Genomic DNA, 10,655 nt, shown 5'->3' on the forward strand with positions numbered 1-10,655 from the left:
ATCGGCGCTATCTTGATGAGGTTGTGCTCCATAGCGTGGAGAGCCGAGCCAATCCCATCCTTGCTGTCAACCATCTTCTTTATCGCGAAGGCCAGCTCCCCATCTTCTACACCCGCCTTCTGGAGGGCGTCGCCTATCGTCTTTCTTATGATGAAGCTCGTACTTCCGAGGTAGAGCGGGAAGAGCTTCCTCCTGTCGAGGCTCTCGTAAAGGTGGAGGGCGATATCTTCGCTCCCCTTCTCCTCAGCCTCCGCGAGAAACACCCGGAACTCCTCGGCCGGAACTTCCCTTATCGACTCCGGGAAGACGAGCCACATCCCTTCAGTCTCGAACTCCCTCACGTGTGGTTCCTCGAACTCAACCTTCGCAAACCTCTCCCAGTTGAGTATCGAGAAGTCCTCCTCAGTCTCTACTCTCTCCCCGCTCGCAGGGGAGAAGATTTCACCCTTTAAAATCCCCTTCTCCTTTAGCTTCACCAGCTCAGCCGCGTAGCTGGCCGTGTCGAGGCCCTTGACGGCGTAGCCCGTGTAGATGTGCCTGACGCGGAGCCGTCCGAGGCCTATCGTTACTTCCCTGTAGGACTTCTCCTCCTTAACCTCAAGGATTTCAACGTCCTCGCGCTTGCTGGCGAAGGTTTCAACATCCCAGAGGCGGTTCAACTGTCTCGCGAAGACGAAGTGGAAGTTGTCGAGGCTCAGGCGATCCATCGCCATGTAGAGCTCTCCCCTGGAGAAGTAGGCCATCCCTGGCAGGAGAGAGCGATGGTACTCGTCCGTGTCGACCTCCTCTATGATGTAGCCCTTGAGCTTGAGCCAGTTGATGAAGTTGAGGAGCTCCCTAGTTGAGGATTTCTCCATCAGCCTGCCCCTTATCCACGGCTCGTCCTTCACCAGGAAGAAGCTCTCGTCGCTGGCAGTTCTCAGCGAGGAGTAGCTGAAGGCCGGCCTTCTAATGCGGAGTTCAAGCCTTCCCGTTAGAGGGTTCTTCTTCAGGTCGGCTTTGCGCTCGATGATGAGCTTTTCAGCTATCTTCCTCTCGAATCTGTCCAGCTCCTCCCAGTCGAGGATTCCGAGCTCAGTGAAAAGGTAGTGGAGGTGTTTTTCCGCTATGCGCTTGTTATCGGTCTTCACAGGCATGTACTCGATGATGCCCTTCTCAAGTCTCTCAACGAGTTCGTCAAAGTGCTCTCTGTAGTAGTAGTCGAGGCCGTTCTTCCTCAGGACGATGCCGTTCAGTGCCTCGCGGTCGGCCTTTCTTCCAGCTCTACCGAAGCGCTGTATGAGGGAGAAAAGACCATCCGGGGGGATTCCGTAGTTTATCACAGCGTTGAGGTCGCCTATGTCAATCCCAAGCTCAAGGGCGGTGGTGGTGAGCAGAACTAAAAGCTTTCCAGCTTTGAAGTCCCTCTCCACCTCCCAGCGGACGTTCTTTGGGAGTGTGCCTTTATATGTGCTTGTCCTCGAAAAAGTTGAGGAGTTCAGGAGGAAGCGCATGAGCTTCTCCGTTCCCTTCCTGCTGTCGAAGAAGACGAGGGTCTTTATATCTTTCCCAGCGAGCCTCTCAACGATTGCCTTTAAAAGCTGTCTCTCCTCAAGGTTTCTCGGCTCGAAGAGTACCAGATACCTTCGCGGGAACGGGTTGGTGGCTCTCGTTACCGCCTTGAACTCAAGCCTGAAGAGCTTTTCGGCAAACTCCTTCGGGTTCCTCAGCGTTGCCGAGAGGGCTATTATCTGGGGCCTTACTCCAAGGTGTTTGAGCCTGAAGAGAAGCCTTTTGAAGAGCCACGCCGCGTTGCTCCCGAAGACTCCCCTGTAAACGTGGAGCTCGTCAACAACCAGATAACGCAAGTTCCTCAAAAGCCACTCGTAGTCCCTCCAGCGACGCAGGATGTTGTAGTGGAGCATGTCGGGGGTTGTGAAGACGGCCCTCGGCCTCTCGCGGGTTAGCTTTTTCCTCTCGCTCCAGGGGACGTCGCCGGTCAGAATCCTCGCGCTCACACTCTTTCCGGCTATGCGGTAAAAAGTGAGGTTCTGGAGGGAGAACTTCTCGAACTGGTTGTTTATTAGAGCTCTGGTGGGATAAACGAGGAGATAAGTTTTTCTCGGGTCGGAGAGGTATGAGTCGAAGATGGCCAAGCGGAAGATCTCGCTCTTCCCGCTTGCCGTTGGAGTAGTGACGACGATGTTCTTCCCGGAGTAAAGCTTTTCCAGGGCCTCAACCTGATGTCTATAAAGGGTAAAGCCGAGCTCACCTAAAAGGGCGTTTATTTCCGGGTTGTTGAAAGTGAACTCCCCAAATTCCCCTTCGCTCGGGGGGAAGACCTGGACTTTGGCGATTTCCGACTTCAGCGGTTTGAGCACTTCGAAGAGGGACATGTTCTCCCCTTCCCCTCTGCCCTCAAAAACTTGGCGGAAAAATAAAAATCAGCGAAGCCCTCTGATCCCTGCATCAGGCTTCATCCTCTCGCTGAGGAGCTTTATTAGCTGGAGGAGCGTTTCACCCTTCTCCTTCGTGTATGCCGGCTTCATCTCTCAAACGAGGAGTCTGAGACAGGCGCAGTCATCGTAGAGAGCCAGCTTGACTTTTCCGAAGCCAATCCTCTCAAGGATTCCAGCCTTGCTCTCGACGAGGGTCTCAAATCGTTTACATGCTTTCGCGGCAATCCCCTTCTTGGTTTTTCTTGGAGAGACTGAATTGCAGGCCAAAACTGGGGGATTATCTCGTTCTCCGCAATCCTTTAAAACCCTCTCCCTCAGCCTAAGCCGGTGGTGGGGATGGCAAGGATAGCGGTCATCGATTACGACAAATGTAACCCCGACAAGTGCGGTCACTTCCTCTGTGTTCGAGTCTGCCCGGTCAACCGAATGGGCGGCGAGGCTATAATCATCGACGAGGAGAACTACCGTCCTGTTATCCAAGAGGCGAGCTGCACCGGCTGTGGAATCTGCGTTCACAAGTGCCCCTTCGGGGCGATAACCATCGTCAACCTTCCGGAACAGCTGGATGAAGACTGCGTCCACCGCTACGGCGTGAACGGCTTCGTCCTCTACCGGCTTCCCGTTGTTAAGGAGGGTATGGTGGTGGGCGTCTTGGGCCCGAACGGAACCGGTAAGACCACCGCCGTTAGAATACTCTCGGGTCAGCTCCTCCCGAACCTCTGCTCCGACAACGACTCTTGGGAGGAGGTGATAAGGGCATTCCGCGGCAACGAGCTCCAGAACTACTTTGAAAAGCTCAAAAACCGCGAGATAAGGCCGGTCGTCAAGCCCCAGTACGTTGACCTCATCCCCAAGGCCGTTAAGGGCAAAGTCCGAGACCTCCTCAAGAAGGCCGACGAAAGTGGGAAGTTTGATGAGGTGGTGAGGGAGCTTGAACTGGAGAACGTCCTCGATAGGGACATAAGGCAGCTCTCCGGCGGTGAGCTCCAGATGGTTGCCATAGCAGCTGCCCTGCTCAGGGATGCGCACTTCTACTTCTTCGATGAACCCTCAAGCTACCTCGACATAAGACAGCGCCTCAAGGTTGCTCGGATAATCAGGCGCCTCGCGGACTCTGGAAAGAACGTCTTAGCTGTGGAGCACGATCTGGCGGTCATCGACTACCTGAGCGATGTAATCCACGTCGTCTATGGAAAGCCCGGTGCCTATGGTATATTCTCCCAGTCGAAATCAACGAGGAACGGGATAAACGAGTTCCTTCGCGGTTACCTCCGCGACGAGAACGTCCGCTTCAGGCCTTACGAGATAAGCTTCACCAAGACGAGCGAGAGGAAGGCTCAGGAGGGCGAGATACTCGTTCAGTACCCGAGGCTTGTGAAGGACTACGGAACTTTCAAGCTTGAGGCCGAGGGAGGAGAGCTCTACGTCGGGGAAGTAGTTGGCATAGTCGGGCCGAACGGAATAGGTAAGACGACCTTCGTCAAGATGCTCGCCGGGGTTGAGAGGCCGACAGAGGGAGAGGTGGACTGGTCGCTTACCGTCAGCTACAAGCCCCAGTACATCAAGACCGATTACGAGGGGACTGTTTACGAGCTTTTGAGCAAGATAGACTCGACGAAGCTCATGAGCAGTTTCTACAAGAGCGAGCTACTCAACCCGCTGGGAATCCCAGATCTCTACGACAAGAAGGTCGGCGAGCTGAGCGGTGGTGAGCTCCAGCGCGTTGCAATAACGGCCTGTCTGATACGTGATGCAGACCTCTACCTCCTCGACGAGCCTTCAGCGCATCTCGACTCCGAGCAGAGGCTCGCGGTTTCAAAGGCCATACGCTCTCTCATGGCCAAGAACGAGAAGACCGCTCTAATAGTCGAACACGACGTCATGATGGTGGATTACCTCAGCGACAGGCTAATAGTCTTTGAGGGTGAGCCCGGGAGGTACGGAAAGGCCCTGCCCCCGATGGGCATGCGCGAGGGCATGAACCACTTCTTAGCTGGCATAGGGATAACCTTCCGCAGGGATCCAGACACCGGAAGGCCGAGAGCCAACAAGGAAGGTTCCGTCAAGGACAGGGAGCAGAGGGAGAGGGGCGAGTACTACTACACATAGCCTTTTTAGCCCTTCCCCCCTATTCCCTCCGGTGGTCGGATGCTCCCCGGTAAAGTCCCTCCTGAGTTGCTCGTCAGGTTGCTCTCTCTCCTCCCCATAGGGGAGGAGGTCCTTATCGGGCCGGGCGAAGGGCTGGACTTCGCGGCGCTGATGGCTGATGGGGAGGTCATAGTAGTCTCCACCGACCCGATAACTGGCTCCGGGAGGAGGATAGGTTTCTATGCGGTTCACGTGAATGCGAACGACGTAGCCGTCTCAGGGGCGAGGCCTCGGTGGTTCCTGACGACAATCCTTCTTCCAGAGGGGGCCGATGAAGGACTCGCAGAGGAGATAGTCGCCGAGATAGCGGAAAATTCGGAGAAAATCGGTGTCTCCGTCGTTGGCGGGCACACTGAGGTCACCCCCGGGCTAAACCGGCCCATAGTCGTCGGGACGATGATAGGCGTCGCAGAGGGAAAGCTGATCCGCCCCGATGGGGCCAGACCCGGGGATGCTATAGTCCTGACCAAGTGGGCCGCCCTTGAGGGAACTGCGATAATAGCCGAGGAGCGGAGGGAGGAGCTTGTGGATGCCTTTGGGGAGGAACTCATCGGCAGGGCAATCGGTTTCCTTGAGATGATAAGCGTCCTCCGCGAGGCCATGATAGCGAGGGACTTCGCAAGGGCAATGCATGACCCAACAGAAGGCGGCCTTGCCAACGGCCTCCACGAGATGGCCAACTCGGCCGGGCTTGGCTTCAGGGTCTATGCCGATAGGGTACCCATCAGGGAGGAGACGGAGAGGATATGCGATTTCTACTCCCTCAACCCGCTCGCACTGATAAGCTCTGGTGCTCTTCTCATAGCGGTTCCTCCCGAGTCCTCTGGAGAGCTCGTCACTAGGCTTAGGGAAAGCGGAATCCCTGCGACAGTCATCGGAAAGTTCCTTGGGGATTCAGCGGTGAGGGTGATCGTCGAGGGAAACAGGGAGAGGCCCCTTGAGAGGCCGATAAGCGACGAGCTGTGGAAGGTTGTTTAGATTTCAAAGGCTATCTTCAGGTTTTCTTCCTCTTCAATGCCCTTGAGTATCATCAGGGCTTTCTCTGGCGGGAGGCTCAGTACGGAGAGCAGTTCTCTGACTCTTTTAACTTCTTCCTTCTTCTCCCCTTTCGAACGGGCCTCAAGGTAGTCGAGAACCGCCAGTAGAGCACCTTTGAGTGACCTGTCTCCGAGGGGGAGCGGTTTCCAGCCGTTTTCGTGGACGTAGACCGCCTTCGGGCTAACCTCCGGAGAGAGCTTTGAGACTGGGATGAGGGAGTGCCCCGCCAGAAGAAAGTCAACGATCAGGTTCTGGGGATACTCCCTCAGGAGTTCCAAGAAAGACACCTCTAGTGCCCTAAGGAGGGAGGAAAGCCTCTCAACATCTTTAATCCTGCTCTTGGCGAGCAGGGAAAGCTTTACAACGCTCCTCTCAACAGGGTCGTTCTCCAGATCGACGGTGAAAAGTATTCTCTCCCTGAGCGAAGTTCCCTCGGCAAAGGCCCTGACGACGACCCAGGCGACACCATTCGTCAGCACCCCATATTTAACTCCCCGGCTGAAGCAGTAGCGCGCCAGCTGTCTGAGGGGCTCATCTTTGCTCAGGACGTTGACGCCGAGGTTTTTGGCCTCCACGAAGGCCACTATTTCGCCGTTGAGGAGGAGGGCGTAGTCGGCCCTTCCGTCCTCCGTCCTCTCCTCGGGCCGGACTTCCTCAGGGTTGCTCCAGTTCCAGCCGAGGGCCTTGAAGATTTCCCCTATGAGGTGTTGCTTAACGGCCTCCTCGTTCCTCTCGTAGAGCTTCCTGTGGGAGAAAACCCTTGACATGACCGTCAGCACTGCCCTTTCAAGCTCCTCCATTCTCACACCTTAACCAACTCCGACCGGAAACCTAAAAGCTTTTGCTGTGTAGATACTGGGGGTGGAAAAGGTGTGCAGGATACTCTTTGCAATGGGTGATGGTGATGAGCTTAAACCCCTCGCCGAGGCCCTCAGGAAGTCGGCCGAGTACGACCCATACAGGGAAAGAAAGAGCGGGAAGACCAGCCACGCGGATGGCTGGGGCTACGTCATTCTCCGGGAGGATGGTATTGCCCACTACCGCTCCCCAAGGCCGATCTTTGAAGATGAAAGGGGCTTTTCCGGCCTCCTTGATAACCTTCGGGGCGAAGCGGTGCTCATGGCTCACGCGAGGGCCGCAAGCCAGGGGGCAAAGAGCCTCTTCAATGCCCAGCCCCTTTCCTTCTCCTCAAGGAAGGGCTTCTCCTTCTGGTTCAGCCACAACGGTGACCTCGACAAAGAGACTGTGATTGAGAGGGCCGGCTTTGAGAGGGAGCACTTCGAGGAAACCTCGGACAGCTACGCCTTCTCCGCCTACCTCTGCCGTCTCCTCGACGGGCCGAGTGTGGAGAGCCTCATAGAGCACTACTCCTTTGGGGCGAGTGTTTCCAGAACGACATTCAACACGATGACGCTCTTCCTGATGCCCGATGGAAGCTGGAAGGCCTTCATTACGGCCTACATGAGCCCCACCTATTATCACAATGCCCTCCACAGGGACTACGCGAAGCTGATAAAGCTCTCCAGGCCCTTTGCTATAGCCTCTTCAACGCTCGAACTCTATCACGGGGCCGATTGGGTCGAGATTCCAAACGGGACGGCCTATCTGATCGAGCCCGGAAGATTTGAGAACCTTAAGCTGGGGTGAGAGCATGGACGAGAACGCCCCGATAAAGGTTTACATGACGAGGAAGCTGATAGGTGTCTCTCCCGGTGATACCGTGAAGAGGGCCTCCGAGGTCATGGTGGAGTTCGACATAAGTTCCCTTGTTGTCGTTGAGAACGATAAGGTCGTTGGCTTCTTCACCAAGACTGACGTGATACGCCGCGTGGTCATCCCCGGGAGGCCAAACACGACGCCAGTGAGGAAGATAATGACAAGGGAGCTGATAACCATGGACTCGAACGCACCGCTCAGGGAAGTCCTTGACGTCATGGCCAAGAAGGGAGTTAAGCACATACTAATAGAGGAGAATGGCCAGATAGTCGGGATATTCACCCTCAGCGATCTCCTTCAGGCGAGCAGGAGAAAGCTTGAGACAGCAATAGCCGCGGAGTGATGGTCATGAGGATAGCCCACATAAGCGACACCCACATCACAGGGGGAGAGGCCTACAAGAGCTACGCCTACGACCTCACGGTCAGCGAGATAAACAGACTGAACTTCGACCTGGTTGTTCACACCGGGGACGTGACCAACGGCGGTCTCAGGGAGGAGTATGAGAGGGCCGAGTACGAGCTGAAGAAGATTAAAAAACCCCTCGTGGTCATTCCCGGCAACCACGACGTCAGGAACGTCGGGTATGAGCTCTTTGAGGAGTTCATCGGTCCATTGAACGGTATTTATGAGTTCAAAGACGGCGTCCTCATCTGGGTGGACTCTACCATACCGGATTTGAGCGACGGGAGGATAGGGAGGCACAAGTTCCGCTGGCTCAAGAAGGTTCTTGAGGAGTACTCCGAGAGGCCCATAAAGCTCGTCGCTGCTCACCACCACCTCATCCCCTTACCGAACACGGGCAGGGAGAGAAACGTCCTCTTCAACGCCGGCGACGTTTTAGATCTCCTCCTGAGGCACGACGTTACGCTCTACCTCTGTGGCCACAAGCACGTCCCCAACGTCTACCGCGTTGAAGACCTTGTCGTTGACAACGCCGGGTGCACGTCCTGCCGGAAGACGAGGAGGGGCGATGTGAACAGCTACAACATCGTCGAGATAGAGAACGGCAGGCTAAGCGTGACCGTAAGGCGCCTCACCGGGGATGAAGAAGCGAAAAGCCACAGGCCGGTCAAGTCAAAGCTCTTCATACCCCGGGGAGAAAGGCTGATGAGGATAGTCCATATCGCCGACATGAGGGTCTCGGACAGGGTCTACTTCAGGAGAAAAGTCCTGGAGAACGCGATAAGGCTGATAAACGAGAAGCTAAAGCCGGACGTTGTCATCCACTCGGGAAATCTCGTTGACGTCGGCATCGAGAGGAACTTCGAGAGGGCCTTTGAGTTCTGGGAGAAGATAGGCGCGCCAAAGCTCGTTGTCCCGGGCTCAAGCGACATGACCTGCCTCGGCCACGAGCTCTTTCAAGAGTACTTCGGCGAGCCCGAGGTGACCCCTCTGAGGGACTTCACCTTCATCCCAGTCTTGACACCCCAGTATGAGTACGAAGTTGGTTCCGTCGGAAGGTTTGGCCAGAGGAAGCTCGCCGGCGACCTTGAGAGCGCGGAGGGAAAGAGGGTTGTTTTCATGCACCACAACGTCGTCCCCATACCTGGGAGCAGGGAGAAGGGCTTCCTTGAGGATGCTGGGGACGTCTTAAGAATTCTCACCCAGCACGGGGCAGAGATAGTTCTCACGGGGCATGGGGGGAACGCCTTTGCAGTTAGGGTAGAGAACACCGTTGTGATCAATGCCGGCTCCTTAAGCTGGGAGCTCCACAGGAACGCCTTTGGTAACAGCTTCAACCTGATAGACGTTTACCCGGACATAATTGTTGCCTTTGAGGTGCAGGCAACGTGGGGGAGCAGGAGGCTCCTTGGGGTATGGCCCCTCAGACCTTCCTCAGGCGCTCCATGAGATCTTCCATTATCTCGTTGACCGTCTTTTCCAGCTCAACGTTCTCTATTACCTTCACGCCGTACTCTTTGGCCCTTCTGACTATGTACTCCTGAAGCCAGAGTATCTCGTCGAGATGCTCGATGTAGTACTCGGCTGGCCTCTTGCTGTAGCGGGTGCGCTCGTAGAAGTGGGCTTCCAGGGTTTTCCTGTCGCTCACGGAGAGGACGTACATGAAAGAATTCTCGTTGGTCTCTACGAAGCCGGGGACGAGGTGAATGCCCTCTATTATTGCGTTCATTCCCTCCCTGAGGGCCCTGTCGAGGACGGCTTGGACGCCAACCGAGACGTGCCTCACCTGACTTTCAAACCCCTCTATCAGGCTTTTCGCCCCCTTGAGCTCGCGCCATGCCATGAAGGAGGATGAGTGCAAATCTGGAAGGAGTTCCCTCGCTATTATCTTCCGCATTACCTCCCTTACGGTGTCTGTCCCTATAACGGTCCTTATTGAGAGTCTGAAGGCCAGCTCCGTCGCTATCGTTGACTTTCCAACCCCCGTTACACCGCCGAGAAGGATAACGAGAGGAACCTTCCTCCTCCGGAACTGCCTCCAGAAGAGGTATCTCTCGGCCTCCTCCTTCAGGCTGTGCTGAATGAGCTTCTCGTAGGTCAGCTTTCTTATGTCGTCGGTCGTGACGGCCCTGCTTCCCCTTTCAAGGAGCTCCTTCTGGACTTCAGTCGCTATGATGTAGGCTATTCCAACGTCAACCCCGGCTAATGTTATAGAGCGCGTCAGAATCCCCCTTGAGAAGGGCAAGCTAACCTTCCTCTGGGGGTCGGTGACTATTATCATCCTTCCACCACCCTCTCCGCCAGGGCCAAAACTGACTCCCTGAGGTCTTTGCCGTCGGTGTTCACCGGCTCGTTGGCGAGGTATATGACTTCGAGGCCCTCCTCTAGGGCCCAGAAGGTTACGGTGTCAACAGCAGCCGCCTTGAGCTCGACGAGGACGGCATCTATGTCCTTCAGGTTCTTGAGTTCTCTCTTCAGCACCGAGCGCTTGGCCAGGTTCCCCGAGCTGAAGACAACTTCCGCGCCAAGGCCTTCAAGCCTCTCCCCTGCCTTCTCGAGGGCCCTATCGGACGTCATGAAGAGCGCAACACGCTTTCCCTGGACCTCCCCTACTGGTCTCGGTTCGAATGCTGTCAGGTGAACCTCGGCTGATGGGTTTATCCTCCTTATTGTCCCTACGAGCTTCTTTAGTTTTTCCTCCCCAACGGCATCTGCCATTGTAACGACTACTATGTCCGCCAGCGCCAGCCTGAAGGGCCCGAAGTAGTTGCCTACATGCTCCAGCCTCTGGGTTGCTCCGACGACGGTTATGTAGCCGTCGGCCTTAACTGGAGGCATCGTAGCACCGCTCCCCTCAAAGACTATAATGTCATGGGGCAGGCTCTCGGCGAGCTTCATTCCCTCGGAGAC

9 protein-coding genes and 1 pseudogene are annotated in these 10,655 nt (G+C 55.8%); 5 read left to right on the top strand and 5 right to left on the bottom strand.

Annotation, left to right across the window (positions count from 1 at the left end):
• Both MVD07_RS01630 and MVD07_RS01635 read right to left on the bottom strand, forming a co-directional pair.
• The coding region (locus MVD07_RS01630) for a DEAD/DEAH box helicase (RefSeq protein ID WP_297497744.1) at positions 1 to 2,375 on the bottom strand (2,375 nt) is incomplete at its 3' end.
• 156 nt (positions 2,376 to 2,531) lie between these two features.
• Positions 2,532 to 2,705: a hypothetical protein gene (locus MVD07_RS01635; RefSeq protein ID WP_297497747.1), complete on the bottom strand. Its 174-nt coding sequence runs from the start codon at positions 2,703 to 2,705 to the stop codon at positions 2,532 to 2,534.
• Between the two features lie 69 nt (positions 2,706 to 2,774).
• Here MVD07_RS01635 and MVD07_RS01640 point away from each other — a divergent pair, with 69 nt between their 5' ends.
• Both MVD07_RS01640 and MVD07_RS01645 read left to right on the top strand, forming a co-directional pair.
• Entirely contained in the window at positions 2,775 to 4,547 is a 1,773-nt protein-coding gene (locus MVD07_RS01640; protein ID WP_297497765.1) for a ribosome biogenesis/translation initiation ATPase RLI, read from the top strand.
• A 39-nt stretch (positions 4,548 to 4,586) separates the two neighbouring features.
• Positions 4,587 to 5,564: an AIR synthase family protein gene (locus MVD07_RS01645; protein ID WP_297497750.1), complete on the top strand. Its 978-nt coding sequence runs from the start codon at positions 4,587 to 4,589 to the stop codon at positions 5,562 to 5,564.
• On the opposite strand, the gene MVD07_RS01650 is transcribed toward MVD07_RS01645, so the two are convergent.
• Positions 5,561 to 6,424 carry a type I restriction endonuclease gene (locus MVD07_RS01650; RefSeq protein ID WP_297497753.1) on the bottom strand — a complete coding sequence of 288 codons (864 nt, stop codon included), beginning with the start codon at positions 6,422 to 6,424 and terminating at the stop codon, positions 5,561 to 5,563. The two genes, MVD07_RS01645 and MVD07_RS01650, sit on opposite strands and share 4 nt — an antisense overlap.
• A gap of 70 nt (positions 6,425 to 6,494) precedes the next feature.
• On the opposite strand from MVD07_RS01650, the gene MVD07_RS01655 reads away from it, so the two are divergent.
• The 3 genes from MVD07_RS01655 to MVD07_RS01665 are packed head-to-tail and all read left to right on the top strand — an operon-like array spanning position 6,495 to position 9,194.
• On the top strand, positions 6,495 to 7,271 hold the full coding sequence (locus MVD07_RS01655) for a class II glutamine amidotransferase (protein WP_297497756.1): 777 nt from the start codon (positions 6,495 to 6,497) through the stop codon (positions 7,269 to 7,271).
• A gap of 4 nt (positions 7,272 to 7,275) precedes the next feature.
• Entirely contained in the window at positions 7,276 to 7,683 is a 408-nt protein-coding gene (locus tag MVD07_RS01660; RefSeq protein ID WP_297497759.1) for a CBS domain-containing protein, read from the top strand.
• Positions 7,684 to 7,688: 5 nt separating this feature from the next.
• Positions 7,689 to 9,194: a metallophosphoesterase gene (locus tag MVD07_RS01665; protein WP_297497768.1), complete on the top strand. Its 1,506-nt coding sequence runs from the start codon at positions 7,689 to 7,691 to the stop codon at positions 9,192 to 9,194.
• Here the strand turns inward: MVD07_RS01665 and MVD07_RS01670 are convergent.
• Both MVD07_RS01670 and MVD07_RS01675 read right to left on the bottom strand, forming a co-directional pair.
• Positions 9,169 to 10,026: a 2-phosphoglycerate kinase gene (locus tag MVD07_RS01670; protein ID WP_297497762.1), complete on the bottom strand. Its 858-nt coding sequence runs from the start codon at positions 10,024 to 10,026 to the stop codon at positions 9,169 to 9,171. The two genes, MVD07_RS01665 and MVD07_RS01670, sit on opposite strands and share 26 nt — an antisense overlap.
• A pseudogene (locus MVD07_RS01675) lies at positions 10,023 to 10,655 on the bottom strand (2,3-diphosphoglycerate synthetase); the annotation flags it as partial. The pseudogene MVD07_RS01675 and the gene MVD07_RS01670, both read right to left, overlap by 4 nt.

Origin of the sequence: Thermococcus sp. (assembly GCF_027008145.1) — an archaeon.
Taxonomy (GTDB): Archaea; Methanobacteriota_B; Thermococci; order Thermococcales; family Thermococcaceae; genus Thermococcus.

Excerpts from the sequence above, each read along its gene's own strand:
- MVD07_RS01640 (WP_297497765.1), top strand. The coding sequence starts at position 2,775 with ATGGCAAGGATAGCGGTCATCGATTACGACAAATGTAACCCCGACAAG.
- MVD07_RS01645 (WP_297497750.1), top strand. The coding sequence starts at position 4,587 with ATGCTCCCCGGTAAAGTCCCTCCTGAGTTGCTCGTCAGGTTGCTCTCT.
- MVD07_RS01650 (WP_297497753.1), bottom strand. The coding sequence starts at position 6,424 with ATGGAGGAGCTTGAAAGGGCAGTGCTGACGGTCATGTCAAGGGTTTTC.
- MVD07_RS01660 (WP_297497759.1), top strand. The coding sequence starts at position 7,276 with ATGGACGAGAACGCCCCGATAAAGGTTTACATGACGAGGAAGCTGATA.
- MVD07_RS01665 (WP_297497768.1), top strand. The coding sequence starts at position 7,689 with ATGAGGATAGCCCACATAAGCGACACCCACATCACAGGGGGAGAGGCC.
- MVD07_RS01670 (WP_297497762.1), bottom strand. The coding sequence starts at position 10,026 with ATGATAATAGTCACCGACCCCCAGAGGAAGGTTAGCTTGCCCTTCTCA.